23 protein-coding genes are annotated in these 22,057 nt (G+C 64.2%); 9 read left to right on the top strand and 14 right to left on the bottom strand.

Going from position 1 to position 22,057, the window contains the following annotated elements:
• Positions 1-792 (bottom strand): EthD domain-containing protein, encoded by a 792-nt coding sequence (locus tag C480_RS13930; protein ID WP_006666254.1) that lies wholly within the window; start codon positions 790-792, stop codon positions 1-3.
• Positions 793-905: 113 nt separating this feature from the next.
• Entirely contained in the window at positions 906-1,403 is a 498-nt protein-coding gene (locus tag C480_RS13925) for a VOC family protein (RefSeq protein ID WP_006666253.1), read from the bottom strand.
• A gap of 116 nt (positions 1,404-1,519) precedes the next feature.
• On the opposite strand from C480_RS13925, the gene C480_RS13920 reads away from it, so the two are divergent.
• The 4 genes from C480_RS13920 (at position 1,520) to C480_RS13905 (ending at position 5,554) form a co-directional block, all read left to right on the top strand.
• A complete protein-coding gene (locus tag C480_RS13920; RefSeq protein ID WP_006666252.1) occupies positions 1,520-1,723 on the top strand; it encodes a hypothetical protein in 204 nt (67 codons plus the stop codon).
• Entirely contained in the window at positions 1,720-3,429 is a 1,710-nt protein-coding gene (locus tag C480_RS13915; protein WP_006666251.1) for a thiamine pyrophosphate-binding protein, read from the top strand. Before C480_RS13920 ends, C480_RS13915 begins: the two co-directional genes overlap by 4 nt.
• A gap of 65 nt (positions 3,430-3,494) precedes the next feature.
• On the top strand, positions 3,495-4,460 hold the full coding sequence (locus tag C480_RS13910; RefSeq protein ID WP_006666250.1) for an NAD-dependent epimerase/dehydratase family protein: 966 nt from the start codon (positions 3,495-3,497) through the stop codon (positions 4,458-4,460).
• Positions 4,461-4,543: 83 nt separating this feature from the next.
• On the top strand, positions 4,544-5,554 hold the full coding sequence (locus C480_RS13905) for an LLM class flavin-dependent oxidoreductase (protein WP_006666249.1): 1,011 nt from the start codon (positions 4,544-4,546) through the stop codon (positions 5,552-5,554).
• A gap of 14 nt (positions 5,555-5,568) precedes the next feature.
• Here the strand turns inward: C480_RS13905 and C480_RS13900 are convergent, their stop codons facing one another.
• The 7 genes from C480_RS13900 to paaA all read right to left on the bottom strand — a co-directional run bounded on the left by C480_RS13900 (position 5,569) and on the right by paaA (position 10,233).
• On the bottom strand, positions 5,569-5,955 hold the full coding sequence (locus tag C480_RS13900; RefSeq protein ID WP_006666248.1) for a PaaI family thioesterase: 387 nt from the start codon (positions 5,953-5,955) through the stop codon (positions 5,569-5,571).
• A gap of 62 nt (positions 5,956-6,017) precedes the next feature.
• Complete coding sequence (gene paaK, locus C480_RS13895; RefSeq protein ID WP_006666247.1) at positions 6,018-7,298, bottom strand: phenylacetate--CoA ligase PaaK; 1,281 nt, start codon at positions 7,296-7,298, stop codon at positions 6,018-6,020.
• 87 nt (positions 7,299-7,385) lie between these two features.
• Complete coding sequence (paaE, locus tag C480_RS23860; RefSeq protein WP_006666246.1) at positions 7,386-7,553, bottom strand: 1,2-phenylacetyl-CoA epoxidase subunit PaaE; 168 nt, start codon at positions 7,551-7,553, stop codon at positions 7,386-7,388.
• Positions 7,550-8,035 carry a 1,2-phenylacetyl-CoA epoxidase subunit PaaD gene (gene paaD / locus C480_RS13890; RefSeq protein WP_006666245.1) on the bottom strand — a complete coding sequence of 162 codons (486 nt, stop codon included), beginning with the start codon at positions 8,033-8,035 and terminating at the stop codon, positions 7,550-7,552. Before paaD ends, paaE begins: the two co-directional genes overlap by 4 nt.
• Before the next feature lie 25 nt (positions 8,036-8,060).
• Positions 8,061-8,972, bottom strand: a complete 912-nt coding sequence (gene paaC, locus C480_RS13885; protein WP_006666244.1) for a 1,2-phenylacetyl-CoA epoxidase subunit PaaC — start codon at positions 8,970-8,972, stop codon at positions 8,061-8,063.
• Positions 8,972-9,289: a 1,2-phenylacetyl-CoA epoxidase subunit PaaB gene (paaB, locus tag C480_RS13880; RefSeq protein WP_006666243.1), complete on the bottom strand. Its 318-nt coding sequence runs from the start codon at positions 9,287-9,289 to the stop codon at positions 8,972-8,974. The genes paaC and paaB overlap by 1 nt, the downstream gene beginning before the upstream one ends.
• Positions 9,290-9,291: 2 nt before the next feature.
• Positions 9,292-10,233 carry a 1,2-phenylacetyl-CoA epoxidase subunit PaaA gene (paaA, locus tag C480_RS13875; protein WP_006666242.1) on the bottom strand — a complete coding sequence of 314 codons (942 nt, stop codon included), beginning with the start codon at positions 10,231-10,233 and terminating at the stop codon, positions 9,292-9,294.
• Between the two features lie 94 nt (positions 10,234-10,327).
• Here paaA and C480_RS13870 point away from each other — a divergent pair, with 94 nt between their 5' ends.
• Both C480_RS13870 and C480_RS13865 read left to right on the top strand, forming a co-directional pair.
• Complete coding sequence (locus C480_RS13870; RefSeq protein ID WP_006666241.1) at positions 10,328-10,966, top strand: helix-turn-helix domain-containing protein; 639 nt, start codon at positions 10,328-10,330, stop codon at positions 10,964-10,966.
• A gap of 50 nt (positions 10,967-11,016) precedes the next feature.
• Positions 11,017-11,448: a PaaI family thioesterase gene (locus C480_RS13865; RefSeq protein WP_006666240.1), complete on the top strand. Its 432-nt coding sequence runs from the start codon at positions 11,017-11,019 to the stop codon at positions 11,446-11,448.
• A gap of 48 nt (positions 11,449-11,496) precedes the next feature.
• Here C480_RS13865 and C480_RS13860 read toward each other — a convergent pair whose 3' ends face one another.
• The 4 genes from C480_RS13860 to C480_RS13845 all read right to left on the bottom strand — a co-directional run bounded on the left by C480_RS13860 (position 11,497) and on the right by C480_RS13845 (position 16,431).
• Positions 11,497-12,219, bottom strand: a complete 723-nt coding sequence (locus C480_RS13860; RefSeq protein ID WP_006666239.1) for an ABC transporter ATP-binding protein — start codon at positions 12,217-12,219, stop codon at positions 11,497-11,499.
• Positions 12,216-13,079 (bottom strand): ABC transporter ATP-binding protein, encoded by an 864-nt coding sequence (locus C480_RS13855; RefSeq protein WP_006666238.1) that lies wholly within the window; start codon positions 13,077-13,079, stop codon positions 12,216-12,218. Before C480_RS13855 ends, C480_RS13860 begins: the two co-directional genes overlap by 4 nt.
• On the bottom strand, positions 13,079-15,091 hold the full coding sequence (locus tag C480_RS13850; protein ID WP_006666237.1) for an ABC transporter permease: 2,013 nt from the start codon (positions 15,089-15,091) through the stop codon (positions 13,079-13,081). Before C480_RS13850 ends, C480_RS13855 begins: the two co-directional genes overlap by 1 nt.
• 71 nt (positions 15,092-15,162) lie before the next feature.
• Positions 15,163-16,431, bottom strand: coding sequence for an ABC transporter substrate-binding protein (locus tag C480_RS13845; RefSeq protein ID WP_006666236.1), 1,269 nt, complete (start codon positions 16,429-16,431; stop codon positions 15,163-15,165).
• Between the two features lie 248 nt (positions 16,432-16,679).
• Here C480_RS13845 and paaK (C480_RS13840) point away from each other — a divergent pair, with 248 nt between their 5' ends.
• From paaK (C480_RS13840) to C480_RS13825, 3 genes are all read left to right on the top strand, one after another.
• Positions 16,680-17,966, top strand: coding sequence for a phenylacetate--CoA ligase PaaK (gene paaK, locus C480_RS13840; RefSeq protein WP_006666235.1), 1,287 nt, complete (start codon positions 16,680-16,682; stop codon positions 17,964-17,966).
• A gap of 142 nt (positions 17,967-18,108) precedes the next feature.
• A complete protein-coding gene (locus C480_RS13835) occupies positions 18,109-18,576 on the top strand; it encodes a MaoC/PaaZ C-terminal domain-containing protein (protein WP_006666234.1) in 468 nt (155 codons plus the stop codon).
• Positions 18,577-19,306: 730 nt separating this feature from the next.
• Entirely contained in the window at positions 19,307-19,846 is a 540-nt protein-coding gene (locus C480_RS13825; RefSeq protein ID WP_006666233.1) for an Lrp/AsnC family transcriptional regulator, read from the top strand.
• Positions 19,847-19,956: 110 nt separating this feature from the next.
• Here C480_RS13825 and C480_RS13820 read toward each other — a convergent pair whose 3' ends face one another.
• The gene (locus tag C480_RS13820) at positions 19,957-21,915 is read right to left on the bottom strand and encodes a 3-hydroxyacyl-CoA dehydrogenase/enoyl-CoA hydratase family protein (RefSeq protein WP_049903717.1); all 1,959 of its coding nucleotides are present in this window, start codon (positions 21,913-21,915) and stop codon (positions 19,957-19,959) included.
• Positions 21,916-22,057: the final 142 nt, after the last annotated feature.

Here is a 22,057-nt window from a genome sequence, read left to right as displayed (position 1 = left end):
TCACCTCCGGCCGCCGCCGGTTCCGACGCGTTCCCCGTCGGCTTTGACGAGTCGTTCCCGGCCGATGAACCGCGGTCGCTCTTCGACGGCGAGGAAGTTGTTCACGTCCTCGCGGGCCTCCTTTGCCTTCCCGCGGGCGGGGTCGTAATCGCGCGATCCCTCGCTGCCGAGCGCGTCGTAGAGCTTCTCGAGGTCCTCGAAGTAGAGTTCGGCGACGCCGTCGAACTCGGCGTGCTCGGGATCGGTCGGGATCACGGTGTTGTACTTCACGACGCCCTCGATTTCGCGGGCGATCGGCGTGTGAGTGGTCTGCCAGTAGTCGACGAACTCGTCGTGGGTCATGCCCTCCTTGCGAACCAGGAACGCCGAGTGTTTGTACAGGCCGTCGGTGTCACCGGACTTCGTCCGGTTGCTCGTGGAGCTACGCTCCACGCTGTCGCCGCCGACTTCGTCTTTCTGGACGATCTCTTCGCCGATGAACCGCGGTCGCTCTTCGACGGCGAGGAAGTTGTTCACGTCCTCGCGGGCCTCCTTGGCTTTGCCCTGGTCCGGGTCGTAGTCGCGTGAACCCTCGCTGCCGAGGGCGGCATAGAGGTCTTCGAGGTCCTCGAAGTAGAGTTCAGCCAGGCCGTCGAACTCGGCGTTCTCGGGGTCGGTCGGGAGGACCTGCTGGTACCGGACGACGCCCTCGATCTCGCGGGCGATCGGCGTGTGGGTGGTCTGCCAGTGGTCGACGAACTCCTCGTGAGACAGTCCCTCCTGTCGAACCAGCAGGGCGACGTGCTTGTACATCACGAGCCCCTTTTTCGTACAGTACAATAAATCATGGTACCTGTTCCCGTGAAATGCACCCCGCGGTGCGCTCACGGCGGACCGCGGTCGGTCCGCGACGACCCGTAGCGGCGTTACCGCGTCGAGTCCCGCCGGTCCGGTACCGGCACACCGTGCACGAACAATCGATCTCCGGCCGCGCGATCGTCGGCGTACCCCTCCCGGTACTCCATCAACTGAAACAGGACGCCCGTCGGATTCTGCGGCGTCACGAACGCCTCGTGCCAGTGCTCGAACGTCTGCCGGTCGACGACCGACACGCCGGCCGCATCGAGCGCCTCCACCGCCGCCTCGAGATCGGCGACCTCGAGCGTGACGTGGTGCAGCCCCGGCCCGTTCCGTTCGAGGAAATCCGTCAGAAACGAGTTCGTCCCGTCGTCGGGCGCGATCAGTTCGAGTCGGGACGCGTCGCCGAGGACGTACGTCGCCCAGGTGAACTCGCCGTACTCGCTTCGTTCCTCGTGGATTTTCTCGCAGCCGAACGCGAAGAGCAACCCTTCGGCGTCGGGAACGGAGTCGACGGCGATTCCGACGTGATCGACGCGTATCGCTGGCATTGTCGGACTCGTCATACGCAGGACACGCGCGGCCGATCACATAACGATTTGGAATGGTACCACACTCCGATAGCTGCGTGAACATACCGCACCGGTAGAACAAAGTTACCGGCGCTCGACAGAGCGCATGCATGCCAACACTCGCCGAGTTTCTCGTCCGCGCGGACGAGTTCATCCCGCCTGGCAACACGCTGGAGAATCCGATCGCACGGGAGCAGGGTCGGTCCGTGAGCCGCCTTCGAGACGACAGTGCGTCCGTTCGTGGGACTCCTGGCCGAGCCGCAGAGACGGCAGAGACAGCGGAGACGGCATTTCCAACCACCGCAAACACATGACGACGACAGCAGCCGAACTCATCGACACGCTCGATTCGCTCGGCGTCGAGTACGTCTTCGGCTATCCGGGCGGGCGCGTCATCGAACTGCTCGATCACATCCCGGACGCCGACGGTGACGTTGAACTCGTGCGGCCGCGCGACGAGCGGGAGGCGAGCGTGATGGCCGAGATGTACGGGCGTCTCACGGGCCGTCCCGGCGTCCTGACGGGGCAGGGGCCGTGGATCGGGAGCCTCGGGATGATCGGCCAGATGGAGGCGCGGCTGGCTTCCTCGCCGATGGTCGTCCTCACCGAGGCCTCCGAGCGCGGCGAGTACTCGACGCTCGCGCCGTACCAGCAGGCACGAGGCGATTACGGCGGGTTTAGTCTCCCGGACATCCTCGACGGCGTGAGCAAGGAGTGGTGGTTCCCGCGGACGCCGACCGAGACCGTTCGCTCGACGCAACTCGCGTTCAAACACGCCGTCGCCGGCCGCCCCGGCCCGACGGCGGTGATCTTCGACGGCGATGCGATCACGGACGAGGTTCCGACCGATCCGACGCCGGCGACGTGGGACGCGCGAACGCAGACGCGAACCTGGAACGCCGCGCCGACCGCGACGGACGTGGCCGCGGCCGTCGAGGCCCTGGAAGCGGCCGAGCGGCCGGTCGTCATCGCGGGCAACGGCGTCCACGCCGCGCAGGCCTACGACGAACTCGCGGCGGTCGCCGACGCCTACGACTGTGCCGTCGTGACGTCCTATCTCGGGAAGTCGACGTTCCCGGAGACGAACGACCGCGCCGCCGGCGTCATCGGCTCGTTCGGCCACGAGGGCGCGAATCGCGTCGTCAGCGAGGCGGACACCCTGTTCGTCGTGGGCTGTCGACTGAACCCGATGGACACCAACTGGCAGGCACCCTCTTTCATCCGGCCCGACGAGCAGACGATCGTTCACGCCGATATCGACACGCGAAACGCGGGGTGGGTCTACCCCGCGGACGTCGGGCTCATCGGCGACGCGAGCGAGAGTCTGGCGGCGGTCGCCGAGGCCGGCGAAGCGTCCACAGGGTGGGCGATCGAACGCGCCACGGCGGCCCGCGAGTGGTTCGAGTCTCCCGCGTGCACCGACGACTCGGTGCCGATCGCGCCCCAGCGCGCCGTCGCGGCGATTCAGTCGGTCGTCGACGAGGAGACGATCGTCACCGCCGACTCCGGAAACAACCGATTCTGGCTGCTGAACTACCTGCAGACGCCGGCCGTCCGCACCTACTTCGGCAGCGGCGGCGTCGGCGGCATGGGCTGGGCGACCCCCGCCGCAGTCTCGGCGGCGCTGACGACGGGCGAGGACACGGACGTTATCGCCGTCGCGGGCGACGGCGGCTTCTCGATGACGATGAACAGCGTCGAGACGGCCGTCGAGTACGGCGTCGCGCCGACGGTCGTCATCCTGAACGACACCAGCCTCGGGATGGTCCGCCAGATGCAAGGCGAGGACGGTGACATCGCCGGCGTCGAGTTCAACGACACGGACTTTCCGAAAATCGCCGAGGCCTTCGGCGCGGTCGGTCGGCGCGTGACCGATCCGACCGCCCTCGAGAGCGTCCTCGAGGAAGCGAAGACGGCCGACGTACCCCACGTCATCGACGTGCGCATCGACCGCGAGGCGGAGATGGCCGCGACCCTGTCCTCCTCGTTCTACGACTCGGTCGGGGGACTCCACGAATAGCAACTCACGGGCCACTACCCGACGAATCACCAAGCTATACGTACCCATTCAACATACCACGATACATGACAGACGAAACGACCGTACTGGTAACCGGCGGAACCGGCTTCATCGGGTCCTACGTCGCACGGGACCTGCTCGAACACGGCCACGATGTCGTGGCTTACGACCTCTCGACGGACACGACGATCCTCGAACAACTCGGCGTCGCGGACGACGTGACCGTGCGGCGCGGCGACGTTGCCGACCCCACAGATGTCGTCCGGGCGGTCAAAGAAACCGGCGCGACGCACATCGTCCACCTCGCGGCGCTGCTGACGACCACCGCGCGCGAAAATCCGCGCGCGGCCGGCGAGGTCAACATTTTGGGGACGAACAACGTCTTCGAGGCCGCTCGCACGCTCGACGACCAGGTCGAACGCGTCGCGTGGGCCTCCTCGGCGGCCGCCTACGCGCCCCCGGACAACTACGACGCCGAGTGGATCGACGAAACCGAACTCGTCTATCCCGACACGCTCTACGGCGCGACCAAGGAGTACAACGAACACCAGGCGCGGGTCTACCACGAGGACTACGGCCTCGACCACGTCGCGCTCCGGCCGACCGTCGCCTACGGCCCCTACCGCGAAACCGGCGGCTCCGCATTCCTGGCAAACATCGTCGAAAAGCCCGCGCTCGGCGAATCATACAGCGTCGAGTACGGCGATCAGTACGTCGACTGGCAACACGTCGAAGACATCGCACAGGCGTTTCGCAAGGCCGCGTTCACGCCCGCGGACGAACTCTCCCAGCGCGTCTACAACGTCCGCGGCGTCCTCGCCACCGTCCGAGAGGCCGCCGAAGCGGTCGAGTCGGTGATGCCCGACGCCGACATCGACGTCTCGGACGACGGCGAGCTCCCCTGGACCCAGAATCTGGACATGAGCAAGGCCCAGGCGGACCTCGGTTACGACCCCGAGTACGACCTCGAATCCGGCTTCCGGAAGTATATCAACGTCCTGCGCGAGGAGCACGGCCTCGAACCGGTCTGATTTTCGAGCCAGGGCCCCAGTCGTCAGGCCGACGAATCACCGCCTCAACTACTATTAAGACGGCTGACCTGTATACCGATAGCATGGAACTCGGAACCGGACTGTTTACCGGCCAGCAGCGACCGGACGACGAGCGAACGGCGAGCGAACGCTACGACGAGATCCTCGCGTTGACCCGCGAGATCGAGGCCGCCGGACTCGACAGCGCGTGGGTCTCCGAACACCACTTCGCCGCGGACGACTACCTCTCCGGAACGATGCCGACCCTCGGCGCGATGGCCGCCGAAACCGACCGGCTCGAGATCGGCAGCTGCGTCGCGCTCGGCCCGCTGTACGACCCGATCCGGCTAGCCGAAGACGCGGCCACGGTCGACCTGCTCGCCGACGACCGGCTCACCCTCGGCCTCGCGATCGGCTCGAACCCGCACGAGTTCGATATCTTCGGCGTCCCGCGCGAGGAGCGCGGCGAGCGACTCGCCGACCTCGTCCCCTTCCTCCGCGGTGCCTGGAGCGCGGGCGAACTCGACTACGAGTCGGACTTTCACGACGTGCCGGCCGATGTCTCGATCACGCCGAAACCCGCCGACGATACAGTCCCGATTATGCTCGGCGGGGCGGCCAAACCCGCCGTTCGCCGGGCCGCCCGCACCGCCGACGGTTGGTGTGCCCCCTCGTCGCTCTCGATCGAGGGCGTCCGCAAGCGCGTCCGGGACATCCGCCGCGTTCGCGACGAGGAAGACATCGACGGCGAGTTCACGATCTACGCGCTCCAGCACGGCTGGGTGGGCGACTCTCGCGAGGAGGCCTGGGAGGCGATGCGAGAGGGATACTTCTACCTGCAGCGGCGCTACGCGGAGATTTTCTCCGGCGAATCCGTCGACGAACTCGACGAGGAGCGCAAGCGGGAGCTGAAAGAACAGGCGATATTCGGCACGCCCGAGCAGGTCGCCGCTGAACTCGAGAGCTACCGGGACGCGCTCGGCGACGATAGCCACTTCATCCTCCGAACGTACTACCCGGGCGTCGATACTGAGGCGATGATCGACTGCGTCCGCCGCCTCGGCGACGAGGTCGCGCCGGCGCTTCGTGAGTGAGAAACTCCGCTCCGCTATCCCGTCTTGTACACGCCGCGTGCGTCCGCGATGTGCGTGTCGTCGTCCGCCGCGTAGACGTCGACGTCGACGACGCCGACGTCGCTGCCGCAGCGAACGACGTCCGCTTCGGCGTAGAGGTCGCCCGTGCCGGCCGAGAGGTAGTCGATCCGAATGTCGATCGTCGGCACCGGCTGGTCGACGAGCGAGACCAGCGCCGCGCCGCCGACGGTGTCCGCGAGCGTGAACGTGACGCCGCCGTGGGCCATCAAGCGATCCTCGTTCCAGGAGAGTTCGTCGCTCATCTCGAGTTCGCCTTCGGCGTGGCCGTCGGCGCAGTCGGTGACGTCGATGCCGAGCAGGGAGGCGAAGGGCATCCCCTCGAAGAAGGCTTCGGTGTCCATGCACCACACTGTCACGTGAACCGTAATAAAGGTGCCAGTCGGCGACGGGTTCCACGCCGCTCTCAGCGGTGGTCGTAGACCCGTTTGACCTTGCCGACCTCTGTGCGTTCGATCGAGCCGTACTTGACGAGTTCGAGTTCGTCCGGCGTGGACGACAGCGCGTTGTGCAACCGTTCGCGGATCTTCTCGCGGAGCGCCTCGCGGTCGCCGTCGTACTCCGCCTCGAGTTCGACGGTCAGAGCGAGCGTGTCGAGGCCGTCGTCCCGATCGAGGTCGATCCGGTAGTAGGGGGCGACGGCATCGAACTCGAGGATCACGGCTTCGATCTGACTCGGGTAGAGATTGACGCCGCGGACGATGAGGAGGTCGTCCGCGCGGCCGGTGACGCCGTCCATGCGCGCCATCGTCCGGCCGCAGACACACTCCTCGTATGTGAGACTGGTCAGGTCGCCGGTTCGATATCGCAGTACCGGGAGCGCCTCCTTCGAGAGGGTGGTCAACACGAGTTCACCGTCCTCGCCGTCGGGCAGCACTTCGCCGGTCGCGGGATCGATAATTTCGGGGTAGAAGTGGTCCTCCCAGATGTGCATGCCGTCCTGGGCCGCGCGGCACTCGGCGGCGACGCCGGGGCCGATGATCTCCGAGAGGCCGTAGTTCTCGATGCCGGTGACGCCGAGCCGGTCCTCGATTTTCTCGCGCATCGGCTCCGTACACGGCTCGGCTCCGTAGAGCACCGTCGAGAGCGGTAGACTCGTCGGATCGATCCCCATCGCTTCGGCCGTTTCGGCGACGTAGAGGGCGTAGGAGGGCGTACAGCAGAGCGCGTCGCTGCCTAAATCGCGCGCGAGTTCGACCTGTCGTCGGGTGTTGCCGCTGCTCGTCGGAATCACCGCCGCACCGAGTTCCTCGGCCCCGCCGTGAAAGCCGAGACCGCCCGTAAAGAGTCCGTAGCCGTAGGCGTTCTGGACGGTATCTGTGTCGTCGAGTCCAGCCGCCGCCAGCGACCGGGCCATGACCTCGTGCCAGCGATCGAGATCCCGCTCGGTGTAGCCGACGATCTTGGGTTTCCCGGTTGTTCCGGAAGAGGCGTGAATTCGCCGGATCTCGGCAGTATCGACGGCGAACAGGCCGTCGGGATACTCGGCGCGGAAGTCCTCCTTCGTCGTAAACGGCAGGTTCTCGATAGCCTCGAGCGAGTCGATCTCGGACGGCGAGACGCCGGCGTCGTCGAATTTTCTTCGGTAGAACGGGACGTTCTCGGCGGCGTACGCGACGGTTTCGCGGAGTCGTTGCCGTTGTTTTGCGCGCAGGTCCTCCCGAGCGAGCGTTTCGGTGGTCGCCATGGCTTAGACAGAGGTACGATAACAAGTACCAAAATAGTTGAGCCGACGGAACTCGTGACGGGTTGGCGGATCGCTATCTGTATCCACTTACTCGAACTTCTCGAACGGCTGCTCGCACTCGTTGCAGTAGTGCATCGACCGGCACAGCGACGGGCCCTTGGGATGTTCGCGGACGGTGTTCGTCGACTCACAGTAGGGACACTCCGCACCCGCCGCGTCCCCGCTCGTCGTGACGCTCGGATCCAGCCGTCTCATACGCTCAACCCGAACTCCCGCAGGTCGTCTTTGCCCCGTTCCGTGACGAACTCGACGGTCCACTCCGGGCTCCAGACGAGACGCAACGTCGCCTCCTCCACGCCGTCGACGGCCGCCACCACCTCTTCGACCTCCTCTGTCAACATGTCTCGGGCCGGACAGCCGGAGTACGTCAGCGTCATGTCGACGGTTGCGACGCCGTCCTCGTCGTCGACTGACACCCCGTAGATCAGCCCGAGATCGACGATACTAACCGGCATCTCCGGGTCCTCGATTTCGTAGAGGGCGTCCCACACGGCGGCCTCCAGGCCGGCCGCGTCCGCGCCGGTTGCCGGCAGGTTATCGTCGGCCTCACCGGATCGGTAGTCGGTGTACGCACAGGGCGTCGCGCCAGTTTCGGCGTCGGGGTCGAAGTCCGGGTCTGGGTCCGAGTCCGAGTCCGAGTCTGGGGCTGGATCGTGGTCTTGAATATCGCTACTCATTGAATTCTCGTCCTCGTTCTCGTTCTCATTCGGGAGCGTCCATGATCGTGGTCGGTTCGTCGCGACCGAGTTCGCGATAGGTGCGGGTGAACTCGTCGTAGAGTTCGGCCCACGCGTCGGTGTGGGTGCCGTCGCGGCCGCGCTCGTCGGGCAGTGCAGCTGCTGTCACTTCGAAGCCGTCGTCACCGTCGATCGGAACTGCGAGATCGAGCGACTCCAGGTACGGAACGACGATCGAGAGCCACTCCTCGCCGAGTTCCTCGAGCGTCGCGGTGCGGAGACCGAGGTCGACGATATCGGCTTCGATCCCGGGGTCGACTGCTCGCGGCTTGTCGCCGCTCGCCTCGTTCGCGTCGCGTGGCGGCGCGCACGGCTCGAAGAGCGTGAGTGCATGCGGAAACAACTCGTCGAGCGTCGCCTGCAGGCGTTCGCGGCTCTCCTCGTCGTCGGCGAGGCGCTCGAGCCAGTTCTGGGCGTGTTCGCGGTGGTAGCTTTCTTCGCTCCGAATCTTCTCGACGCGGTCGGCGATTTTCGGGTACGAGGAGTCCGCAAGCGCCTCGAGTCGCAGTTCCTCGGCGACGTCGTAGAGGTACGACCGGAGAACGGGATCGGCCCAGTTGCCGTCCTCGAAGGGGCGTTCGACGAGCGTACTGTGCCGGAAGTCGTCGGGGTCGCGCTCGTAGACCAGCTCCCGCTCCCCGAAGCCGAGATCGCCGAGCACGTCGTACCACAGGCGAGCGTGACCCAGTTCGTCCTGCGCGTTGTTCGCGAGCGCGAGATCCGATTCGAGCGTCGGTGCCCGGACCTGCCACTCCGTGTAGCGCTCTGCCAGGACGAACTCGTCGTCCGCGAGACGCTTGCAGAGCGTTTCGAGCGCCGTCCGCTCGCGCTCTTCGAGGTCGTCCGGTCCGCTGAACTCGTCGGGTGCGGCCGCCATCAGTCGTCACCCCGCTGTTTCTCGGCGGTCGCCTGTTCGTCCTCGGACTCGACGACCTCCCGAGCGTCGGCTCCGGTGGTGTTGTAGGCCGTCGCCCAGCGGTAGCTCTTGTCGGTGGTGCCGCCGAAGGCCACGTCCTCGCCGTCGATCTCGCCGACTTCCTCCTGGGGCACGACCCAGAGGCTGTTCGTCGGTTTGCGCCGGCCGTGCTGGACGGCGGCGAACTGCTTTGCCATCTCCCGATCCGGCGCGTGGACGTTGCCACAGTGGGTGTGATACTCGCCCGCCTTCTCCTGGCGAAAGACTTCCCAGATCATGCTCAGTCGGCCGCCTGCGGCGCGTGGCCGCCGGCGGCGGAGGCGTCGTTTTCGATCGTTTCGCGGACCCAGTCGACCGCTTCCTGTGCGGTCTTTCGCCCGTTGATCTGGCCCAGTCCGGGCTCGAACTCGTTCTTCGCGATCGTGAAGAACTCGTCCCAATTCAGGTCGTCCTCCTCGACCGCGTAGGTGCCGTCGTCGCGCTCGCGAATCCGGGGTTCGTCGGGGATCTCGAGCCCGTACTTGCGCGCCTTCGGGATGTACTGATCGAGGAAGGCGTTGCGCAGGTCGTCGTTGGACTGCTGTTTTAGCCCCACCGAGGCGGCGAAATCGTGGTGGGTACTCTTGTCGTCGGTCGGCCCGAAGAACTGGATGATGCGGGGCCACCACTCCTCGAAGGCCTCCTGGGTCATTTGCTGTTCTTTCTTCGATCCGGACATGAGTTCCTTGAGGATGTCCTCGCCGTGTTTGACGTGAAAGCCCTCCTCGAAACACACCTTGTCCATCGCGTGAGCGTACGGCTCCCAGCTCGTTCGCCGGAGTGTCGCCTGCCGGCGCATCGCCGCGCCGTCGACGAAAAAGGCGATCATCGGCGTCTCGACCCAGCTCTCCATCGGATAGTGGAAACAGTTCAAGAATTTCCCGTCGCCGTTGGCGAGGTCATCGAGCATCTCCTCGCGCGTCTTCACGCCGAGGGACTCCGCGGCGCGGTAGAGCAACTGTCCGTGACCGATCTCGTCTTGCACCTTCGCGGAAAAGGCCAGTTTCCGGTCGATACTCGGCGCTTGCCGGATGAACGGCCGTTCCAGATACGCCCCCATGATCTCGCTGTTGGCGTGGAACTCGATCATCCGGGTCGCCGCCTCCCGGTACTCCCTCGGGAGTTCGTCCGCCGGGCTGAACTCCCGCGGCCCCGCGCGTTCTTTGACCGTGTCGATGTTCATCGTATCACACTAGACGCGGGTTATATCCTTAGCAATTGACCACCACATACGGGGGTTTTAAATATATTCCAGATAATAGATCATGCTACTGGGGATGATTGACGAGTGCCTCGCGGTCGAGTTCCGCGTGCAAAACGACGACTGTCCGCTCGCGGCGGCGACGCGAGCGACCGGAATCGAGGTCGACGCCAAACCGCCACAGCGTCGCAGCGACGGGTACGATCTGCTACAGTTCACGGCGGTACAGTCGGAGGAACTGGTCGAGACGCTGGACGCCGACGACCGACTCCTGTACCTGCACGTCTCTCGAACGGACGGCCGATACCGGTACCGCTGCCTGTCGAAGCATCCGTGCGTCGTCCACGAACTGATCGACGGCGGCCTCATCATCGAAACGCTCCGATACCGCGACGGCGCGGCGACGATCACCGGTGCGGTCGTCGGCCGCGACGTTCTCAAGGGCGTCATGGCGGCGGCCGGCGAAACCGTCGGCGTCCGCCTCGAACGGGTCTACCCGCTCGAAGCGGAGGCCAGAGAATCGCCCGGCCACCGGTGGGATCTCACGCCGGCCCAGGAAGAGTGCATCCGCACCGCGGTCGCGATGGGCTACTTCGCGATTCCGCGCGAAACGTCCTCGGAGGCCGTCGCCGACGAACTCGACATTAGCAAGTCGGCGTTCCTCGAACGACTCCGCCGCGGCGAGGCGGCGCTTTTCGGCCAACTCTTCGGGTGATCAGCGCTCCGCCGGTAGATACTTCCGTTTCCGCATCGCTGTGCCAGCGTATGGCACCGCGAGACGCAGAGACGGATGCGGACGCGAACGCGAACGCGATCAGACGACAGATCGAGAGCGACCCCTACTGTGCGACCCTCGGTATCGAACTCGCCGAACTCGGGGCGGGCACCGCACGAACGCGTCTCGAGATCACCGACAACCTGACGAACTTCCACGGCACGCCACACGGCGGCGCGATCTACTCGCTCGCCGATGCGGCGTTCGCCGCGGCGTCGAACGCCGACGGCGAGACCGCGGTCGCGCTCGAGACGAACGTCTCGTACCTGGAGGCCGTCGAGGTCGGAACCGTTCTCACCGCAACGGCTCGGGAGACTCACGACGGTGGCCGCACCGCCGAGTACGAGGTCGTCGTCGCCGACGCGACCGAGGAAACTGACGACCGCGTTGCAACGTTCCGGGGGCGGGTGTACAAACCGTGATGTCGGTCGCTGTCAGCAGTCAGCCACCCGGCGGAAAATAGAGACGGCTCAGACGGTCACACCGAGATATCTGTCGAGAACGTCCTCGTTGGCCCCGAGTTCAGCGGCCGTGCCCTCGTAGACGATTTGCCCCTGGTCGACGAGGTAGTTGCGGTCGGCGAGTTCGAGACAAACCTGGACGTTCTGCTCGACGAGCAGGACGGTGATTCCGCGGTCGTTGAGAGCCGCGACGATGTCCATCACGTCCCGAACGATGTAGGGGGCGAGCCCTTCGGTCGGTTCGTCGAGCAGGACGACATCCGCGCCGCTGACGAGCGCACGGGCGATTGCGAGCATCTGTTGTTCTCCGCCGGAAAGCGATGACCCGGCGTTTCCGGCACGCTCTCGCAGGTTCTCGAACATCTCGAGAACTTCGGCGACGGAGAGTGAGTCACCGTCCGCCGTGCCGCCGTGGGCCGCCAGTTCGAGGTTTTCCGTGACGGTCAGGTCGGGGAAGATTCGGCGTTCCTCCGGGACGAGTGCGAGACCCTGCTGAGCGGTTTCCGTTGCGTCGAGTGCGGAAATGTCGGTTCCGTCGTACGTGACGTGCCCGCTCGTCGGCTGGAGAATCCCCATAATCGTTCGGAGCGTCGTCGTCTTCCCGGCACCGTTGCGGCCGACGAGCGAGACGATTTCGCCCGCCTCGACCGAGAGCGAGAGGTCGCACAGCACCTGCGTGTCGCCGTAGCCGGCGTCTACCGAGTCGACCGACAGGAGCGGGTCGGCGCTCATTCGGTCATCCCCCCGAGGTAGGCGTTTTGCACGTCCTGGTTCGCGGCGATCTCCGCGGGCGTTCCCTCCGCGAGTATCTGCCCGCCGTTCAACACGGTGATGCGGTCTGAGAGTTCCATGACGAGTTCGATATCGTGTTCGATGAGCAACAGCGTCTGGTCGACGAGGACCGCTTCGAGCAGGTCGATCGTCTCCCGGGTCTCTTCGACGCTCATGCCGGCGGTCGGTTCGTCGAACAGCACGAGTTCGGGATCGGTCGCGAGGACGACGCCGATTTCGAGCCGTCGCTTGTCGCCGTAGGCGAGTGCGTTCGCCTGTTCGGCGGCGACGTGAGCGAGGCCGATGCGGTCGAGGATCGCCTCGGTTCGGTCGTTCAATTCGTCGTAGCGGTCGGTCGGTTTGAACAGCGATTCGACGGCGGTATACTCGTCGCGAGCGACCGACTGGATTGCCAGCCTGACGTTCTCGCGGACGGTGAGCCCGCCGAAGACGTTCGAGATCTGGAACGAGCGGCCGATGCCGCGACGGACCCGCGCCGACGGCGACAGCGTCGTGATGTCCGCGCCGTCGAAGTAGATCGCGCCTTCGGTGACGGGCAATGCGCCGGTGATGAGGTTAAACAGGGTCGTTTTGCCCGCCCCGTTCGGCCCGATGACGCTCCTGAACTCGCCGCGTTCGATCGTCAGGTCGATGCGGTCCGTCGCGGTGAACTGGCCGAATCGCTTGACCAGATTCTCGGTCTGAAGCAGCGGGTTGTCCGTGCGTTGCTGGGTCGTTTCGATCGGGTCGCTCGGTTCGGTTGGATCGGTCGATTCGTTCGATTCGTTCGGTTCGCTCGGTTCGCTCGACTCGAGTGCCATCAATCGTCACCCCTGGTGTGTGCGTCGTCGACGTCCGTCGCTGGTTCCGGATCCGGGTTAGATTCCGGCTTTGGCTCCGGCTCCGAGTTCGGTCCTCGACCCGGCGTCCCGGGCAGGGCCGGCGCGAGCCGGCTCGGAAGCGAGACCAGCCCGCCCGGGAGGAGGATAACGAACAGGACGAAGATCGTCCCGAGGACCAGTCGCCACCGGTCCGTAAAGCCGGTGAGCAACTCTTCGAGGCCGAAGAAGATGCCCGAGCCGATGATCGGCCCGTAGAGTGTCCCCATCCCCCCGAGAATGACCATGACGATGACTTCGCCGGAGTTGAGCCAATCCACGAGCGACGGCGTCGCATAGCCCGCGTTAAGCGTGAAGAGTCCGCCGGCGAGCCCGGCCAGCGCGCCGCTGACGACGAACGCCCGCCGTTTGTAGACGGTCGTCTCGTAGCCGATGAACGTCGCCCGCTGTTCGTTCTCGCGGATGGACTTGAGAACCGCGCCGAAGGGCGAGTTCAGCATCCGTCGGGTGAGGAGGAACGAGGCGACGAGCGCCGAAAGCGCGATGTAGTAAAACAGTGACTGGCCGGTGATCGCGACCGGGCCGAGGAAGACGGCGATCTCGTCGAGTTCGACGCCGATGCCGGCGAGACCGTAGTAGGTGGAGAGGCCGAACAGGCCGTCGGAGCCGCCGGTGATATCGAGCTGACCGAGCATGTTGTAGAATAATTCGGCGAATCCGAGCGTGATCATCGCGAAGTAGACGCCCGAGACGCGGATCGAGAGGAAGCCGATACCCCAGGCGATCACCGCCGAGAGGACGATCGCGAGTCCGATCACGACGAACGCGGACTGACTGACGTGGGACAGTCCGAGCGCGACCGTGTAGGCACCGAGTCCGTAGAATAAGGCGTGGCCGAGCGACACCAGGCCGGTGTACCCCATCACGAAGTCGAGGCTGAGGGCGAACAGGCCCCAGATGATGATCTCGATCACGAGCGTGACGGCGTAGGTGGAGTAGAGGGTTCCCGCGCCGAGGGGGACCAGTGCCAGCAGGCCGACCATGGCGAGTCCGAGCCGCGTGCGGGTCTGTGAGTCGAGAAAGCCGCCGCGCGGTCCCGAGAGAAGATCGCCGGTGTGTTCCTCGGCGGCGTCGGTACCGAAGAGGCCGTGTGGCCGAACGAGGAGCACGCCGATCATGAGCAGGAAGATACCCGTCCCCTCGAAGATCGGCGCGTACATCCGGAGTGCGGTCTGTACGAGACCGACGAAGAGTCCCCCGACGACGGCTCCCCTGAAACTTCCGAGCCCGCCGAGAACGACGATGACGAACGCCGGGATGATGACGGACATCCCCATCGTCGGATTGACCGTCTGATACCCGCCGAGGATGATGCCGGCGAACGCGGCCAGGGCTGCCCCCATCCCGAACACGAGCGAGTAGTACCGGTCGATATCGATCCCGAGATTCCGGACCATCTGCCGGTCCTGGGCACCGGCGCGGACGATCAACCCGTACTTCGTGAACTCGAACATCGCCCAGACGGCGATCGCCATCAGCGCGCCGAGGACGATGATGAACAGGTTGTACACGCTGGCGGTGACATCGAGCACGGCGATCGACCCCGAGAGCATCTCCGGAAGCGGAAGGGTGACGCTTCCGGGTTCCCAGATCAGGTAAATCAGATCGTTGATGACCAGCACGAGGCCGAACGTCAACAGAATGTGATACAACGGGTTCCGGCCGTACAACGGCCGCACAGTAAAGCGTTCGATTCCGACCCCGATGATCCCGACGAGAAGCGGTGCGACGAACAGTGCGACGAAAAACGCCGAGCCGCCAAACGGCGCGATGAGCGCCAACGCGAAGTACGCACCCAGCGCGAACAATTCCCCGTGGGCGAAGTTGATGACGTTCATCACGCCGAAGATGACCGACAACCCCGCGGCCAACAGCACGTACACGACGCCGATCGTCAACCCGTCGACCAGCAGTTGCAGGAGTTCACTAGCCATTGGTTATCGAGTTCACCCGTGACAGCGGCGTTGGATCTGGCCTCACAGTCGATGGATCGTGCCGGTCCATACTACAGGTCACACCCCGTCTCCGCACAGTCGGGCGCTGCGTCCGCTCCGGAGAGTTCCTCGAGGAGGTCGACCGTGGCGAGGTCGCCCGACTCCGGTTCGACGCACTCGCCCATCCAGACCGGATTCGACGCCTGCTGATCGCACTCGCGGAACTCGTTCGGCCCGAAGATGGTTTCGTGTTCCATGCCGGACAGCGTCTCCGCGACCGTCGTCGGATTGCGGGAACCGGCTTCGCGGATGCCGTTTGCGACCATCCGAACCGACTCGTAGCCCACGCGCGAGAAATTATCCGGTACGTCGCCGTCGTACTCGCTCTCGTAGGCCTCGACGAATTCTTGGTTATCTCCCGTCTCGAGTTCGGGCACGTATCGCACGCCGCTGTAGATGTCGTAGGTCCCGTCGCCGGCCCCCGATCGGATCGACCGGAACGAGCCGGTCGTCGTGACGATCGGAATCTCGTTCTGGAGGCCGCGCGAGCGCGCCTGCGAGAGGAAGGTTGCCAGGTCGGATCCTGTCATTCCGACGATGAGCGCGTCCGCCTCGTCGCTTTCGTTCGAAATCTGGCTGATGAACGCCTCGAAGTCGTTCGAGCCCTGATCCGACCGGGTCACGCCGACGCGCTCGTAGGAGTCGCTGATCGACTCCATCCGCGCTTCGACCTCCTCCAGCACGGAGTCGCCGTACGCGTAGTCCGCGATGTGGTAGACGATCCGATCGCCGAGTTCGTCGGCGGTCCACTGAGACATCACTTCGGCGATCTGTGCCGTACTCGTCTCGAACCGGAACACGTACTGATTGCACTCCTCGCCCGTGATCGACACGTCCGCCGCGCCCGGCGTGTAGACGACCTCGTTCTCGCGCGCAAAGTCGTTGATAGCGAGCGCCGACGAACTCGAGATGCAGCCGGTGAGAAACTGCGCCCCGTCGGATTGGACCGCCTGATCGGCCCGCTGGGTCGCCGTCGCCGGGTCGAGTTGCGTGTCGTAGTCGTCGTACTCGATCGTAAAGTCGTACTCGTCGCTCTCGTTTATCTGCTGGATCGCGAGTTCGGTTCCCTGGTGTCGTTCTTCGGCGAGATCAGTGAACGCGCCGGTGAACGGCTCGAGGACGCCGAACTGGACGGTATCGAAGTTTTCGTCGTCGCCGTTGCCGACCTCGTCGGGACTGCCGATACAGCCGGCGAGTCCGGTAACGCCGACGACGCTCCCGGCCGTGAGTGCTCGAAGAACGTCACGCCTGCTCCCCTGTGATATGTCACCCTGAGACATACCACCAATTGATTTCACCACCCTATAAAAATCGACCCCCGCTTGTGGCGGTTTTATAAGGTCCTGACGGTGATACGCGCCCGATTCGTGCTCGCTGACCCGGGTCGTCCTCGTTAGTCCCGCGAGAGAGCCGCTGTCAGCTTCCCTCGCCCACTTTGCTCCCCGCACTATGATCGTTACCACAATCCACAATCCGTGTGTGCATACCCCATGATTTTTATCGAGGGACTCTAGAGTGGGGAGTGAGGATGAGTCACACGCAGACAGAGACGGCCCCCCGTTCGGAGATTCGAGCGCTGCAGAACGAACGGCTTCGAGAGACGGTCCGCCACGCCTACGACAACGTGGCGTTCTACCGCGACGAACTCGACGCCGCCGGCGTTTCCCCCGACGATATCCAGACGGTCGATGATATCCAGCAGCTACCGTTCACGACGAAAGAAGACTTTCGGGCGGAGTACCCGGACGGCCTGTTCGCCGTCGACGACGCGGACGTGTGCCGGATTCACGCTTCCTCCGGGACGACCGGGAAGCCGAAAATCGTCTCCTACACCGACGAGGACGTGGCCGTCTGGAGCGAGGTCGTCGCCCGATCGCTCGCCGCAGCGGGGGTCGAACCGGGGGATACCGTCCAGAACGGCTACGGCTACGGACTCTTTACGGGCGGCCTCGGACTCCACTACGGCATCGAAGAACTCGAGGCGACAGTCATTCCGATCGGCGGGGGCCAGACCCAGCGACAGGTCGAACTCCTGCGAGACTTAGAGAGCGACGCGCTCAGTTGCACGCCGTCGTACTCGCTGTATCTCGCGGAGACGGCCGCCGAAATGGGAATCGACGTCGCCGACCTGCCGGTCTCGACCGTTATCTTCGGTGCCGAACCCTGTACCGACCCCATGCGCGAGGAAATCGAAGACCGGCTCGGCGTCACCGGCATCGACATCTACGGCCTCTCGGAGATCATCGGCCCCGGCGTCTCGGTCGAGTGCCACGACGCCCAGGACGGCCTCCACATCTGGGAAGACCACTTCTACCCCGAAGTCGTCGACCCCACCACCGGCGAGCCACTGCCCGAGGGCGAGGAAGGTGAACTCGTGCTGACCACCCTCTCGAAGGAGGCGCTCCCGGTACTGCGATATCGGACCGGCGATCTGACGACGCTCACCACCGAGGAGTGTGACTGCGGGCGAACGATGGTTCGCATGGATAACGTCACCGGTCGTGCGGACGACCTCCTCATCGTCCGCGGCGTCAACCTCTATCCGAGCGAGATCGAGGACGTGGTCCTCGAGTTCGATTCCGTCGCCCCCTACTACCGGATCGACCTCTATCGAGAGGACAACCTCGATCGACTGGAGCTCACGATCGAGCACGAAACCGATCCGGTGGCCGACCGAAACGAGTTGCGCGATCGGATACTCACGCGGCTCGAAAACGTGCTCTCGTTCACGCCGGACGAACTCGAACTCGTCGACCCCGGGAGCATCGAACGGACGGAGGTCGGCAAGGTCAAACGGGTCTACGACCACCGGTAATCGAGCGAGCGTCACTGCGTGGCGATGATAGCGCGGAGACGGGAGCGGCGACAGCAGAGGGGTCCGGGATCAATCTAGCGCCGCGTCGCACCCGAATCAGGTACGTGGTAAACTATTTGTGGGTTGGTTAGAAGGTCTACGTATGGCATACAGTTACGAGCCACACCACTTCGAGGACTTCGAAGTGGGCCAGGAGTTCGAGAGCGTCGGCCGAACCGTCACGGAAGCCGATTTCGTCATGCATTCGGCGCTGTCGGGTGACTGGACGGAACTGCATACGAACAAGGACTATGCCGAGGACGGCCCCTTCGAGGGACGTATCGCTCACGGACCGATGACGTTCGTCCAGGCGACGGGGTTCGTCTATCGCACCGGCATCGTCGAGCGCACGGCATTTGCCTTCCTCGGGATGAATTACATGGATCTGCCGAACCCGGTCTACATCGGTGACACCCTCTCGCTCGACATCGAGGTTACGGAGACGAAGGGCGTGAGCAGCCGCGACGACGCGGGTCTCGTCGTCCTCGATACGGTGATGACGAACCAGGACGACACCGTCGTCTTCGAGGGCGACATGAAGTTCCTCATCAAAACCGAGACAGCGGAATAATCGGACGGGAGGCGTCCGCGACGAGAACGCCGTCGTCGCGACCGACGAGGAGAACGCTTTCAGCGCCGGTGGCGACAGCGAAGCGAGGACCGCACGCGACGAAACTCCGCCCGAGGGAACCGTTCGATTGCGAACCGCGGACGGTCGCACCGGCGAACAACTGCTGGCGAGTTCAGCGGCGGTGGTCGCGCAGGTCTCCGGAGCGGAGGCTACGAGAATAGATCAGGGCGTTCCGGCACGACGCCGTCGAAGGTTCGGCGAGTTGGCACCGACAAGAATAATGAACGCTGATGGTGGCCTCACAGGTTCATAATTTACTAGTAATACAAATTTATCTGATCTTTATCATCCGGCCTAGACAGGAGGATATTTATATTGATGCTATTCGGACAAAATAATGTAGTGTATATAAACACATCCAGAAATATCCCTATTATATGGATTATAGAACAGAGTACCGCCTATTCAGGATCGATCGATTTCCAATATTATTTCTGATTCCTTCTCTAATACCCCACAGTACTGTCAGCTGTGCATTCCCAAACTGACTTTACAATGGAAACTAAACACAGTACTCGAACGAACGACCGGGGCAGAGCAGCGACTGACAGCAGATGGCATCGAGTTGCAGCGAACTGAACTCGGTAGTAGGCCGGTCAGTCGAGTTCAGCGCCGGTACTCACCGACGACTGCAAACCGAACTTACGGCGACACCGATCGACGACTACAAATGACACCCGAATCCACGCCCGACGATGCACCGAACTGGGAGTTCAAAGACCGCGACATCGCGATCCTCTGTGAACTCTCGAACGATCCACAACTGTCCTCGCGGGAACTGACGACGGTACTCGAGGAGGAGTACGACATCGACGTGTCACACGTCACCGTCAGCGAGTCCATCCGGCGGATGCGCGACGAAGGCGTCTTCCGGGAGGCGATCATCCCCAACGAGGAGTACTACATCTTCGCGCTGTTCGAGTTCAAGTTCAACGCCGAAAACTTCGCCGAGCGCTGGCGGGATGCGATGGAGCACATCAAGCGGGACAAGCACACGCTGTTTTTCTTCCTTTCCGACGGCGAGTACCAGTGGAAGACGGTGATGATGTTCCGCAATCGCGAGCAGGTCTCGCGGTGGATTCACGACTGTTACACGGAGTACGGCGACGTTATCGCGAACGTCCGAAACTCGGCGGTCCACAACGTCCTCAAGTTCAAAACCGATCCGCGGATCTACGAGGACCTGGGCGAGGACGACAGCGCCGAGTGAGACGGACTGCTGTCAGCCAGTGCCGGCGAAGTTGCGACCCCGTCCTGGGTTGTGCCGAGAAATCGGTATCGGTACAGCAGCCCGTCTGAGTGTCGAACGGCCGACGGGCACTACTCGCCGCTGAACTCGGGCTCTCGATCCTCGGCGAAGGCGGCCGTCCCCTCGCGCATATCCTCGGTCGTAAACAGGAGCCCGAAGCCCTGACTCTCCATCGCGAGCGCAGCCTCCAGACTCGCATCCTCGCCCTCGTTCATCACCTTCTTTGCCACCTTGAGACCGATCGGCGGGCCGTTTCGCAGGTCGTCGACGAAGTCCGCAACCGCGTCGCTGAACTCGTCGCGGTCGACCGCACGATTAATCAGCCCCCATTCTTCGGCGCGCTCGGCGTCGATGTGGTTGCCGCGGAAGACGAGTTCTTTCGCGCGAGTCTCGCCGAGAACCCGCAGGAGTCGCTGCGTGCCGCCGCCGCCGGGGATCAGTCCGAGCCCGATCTCGGGAGCGCCGAAGGAGGACCGTTCGGTGGCGAGTCGCAGGTCGCAGGCGAGTGCGAGTTCGAGGCCGGCACCGAGACAGTAGCCGTCGATCTTGGCCACGACGGGTCGCGGGAAGTCGTTGACCGTCTCGAAGGCGGGCGTTACGTCCATCACGTCGGTCGGGTCCGCGCCGCCGAAACCGGTGATGTCGGCCCCGGCGCTGAACGCGCGGTCGCCGACGCCCTCGACGGTGACACAGCGCACGTCGTCGGTGTCGACCGTCGAGAGCAGGTCGTCGAGTTCGGCGAGGAGGTCGTTCGAGATGGCGTTCATCCGCGATGGGCGGTCGAGTTCGATTGCGAGCACGCCCTCCTCCAGTTCGACGTTGATGTTGTGGTAGGAGTCGAGCGCGCCGTCGTCTCCGTCGTACTCGTAGAAGCCCGCGCCGGCGTCCTCGCCGGTGTTGCCCTCGGAGACGAGTTCTTCGAGATACGAGTGCGGTTCGAATCGGTCGGCTCCGGTCTCTTCGTGGAGCGTTTCGAGTTTCTCGAGGACGGCGTCCAGTCCGAGCTTGTCGGCGCGGCGGCAGATGCCCTCGGGGAAGCCGAGGCCGAGCTGGACGCCGGTGTCGACCTCCTCGGGCGTGGCGATGCCCTCGCCGACGAGGAACGCGGCGCGGTTTGCCATGCGCGCTTCGACGCGGAGCCAGTCGAAGTCGCCCGCGTCGTCGGGCTGGTAGTCCGCGCCGTCGCCGTCTTCGTAGTCGTAGAATCCCTTTCCGGTCTTCTGACCGAGTTCTTCGGCCTCGACCTTCGCTTCGGTGATCGGTGGGATCGGATTGCCGCCCTCCTTGCGGACGTGATAGCCCACGTCGATGCCGGTCAGGTCGGCGAGTTCGAACGGCCCCATCGGGTACCCTCGCTCGTGGGCCATGGTCGCGTCGGCCTCGCGAACGGTCGCATCGCCTTCCGAGACCATGAACGCGGGTTCGCCGCCGAACGGGCCGACGATGGTGTTGACGACGAAGCCGCGCACGTCCTTGCGGACGTAGATCGGCGTCTTGTCGATCGACTCGACCCACTCGTAGCCGGCGTCCGCGACCTCGTCGGTCGTCTCCTGCCCGTAGATGACCTCGACGAGGTCCATCTTCACCGGCGGGTTGAAAAAGTGCAGGCCGAGGACCCGTTCGGGGGAGTCGAGGACCTCGGCGATGTCCGTGATCGGCAGGCTCGAGGTGTTGGTCGCCAACAGCGTGTCCTCGGTCGTGAACGCTTCCAGATCGCTGAAGATGTCGTGTTTCAGCTCGAGGTTTTCGGGAGCGGCTTCGATAACGAGATCGGCGTCGGCGACTGCCGCTTCGAGATCGGTGGTCGTCTCGATCCGGTCGAGAACGGCGTCGGCGGACTCGCCCAGCCGGTCTTTCTCCTCGAGTTTGTCGAGGCTCCAGGCGATCTGCTCGTACCCGTCGTCGACGAGTTCTTGCTCGATGTCGCGCATCGTGACCTCGTAGCCGCCCATGGCGGTCACTTCGGTGATACCGTGGCCCATGTTCCCCGCGCCGAGGACGGCGACGCGGTCGATGCTGTCGAATGACATGACTGTGTCGTCGGCTGGGAGCGTCTTAACTCCACCGACGGCGGTTACCATCGTTAAGCTAAAAATGGTCGAGATAACAGTTGTACGATGGTGTGGCAGGGATGATCGCCGCCATTCGCCGTCGTCCCCGTTGCGACCGCTC

This window comes from Natrialba aegyptia DSM 13077 (assembly GCF_000337535.1).
GTDB lineage: Archaea > Halobacteriota > Halobacteria > Halobacteriales > Natrialbaceae > Natrialba > Natrialba aegyptia.
This window is presented reverse-complemented; position numbering and strand designations above follow the sequence as displayed.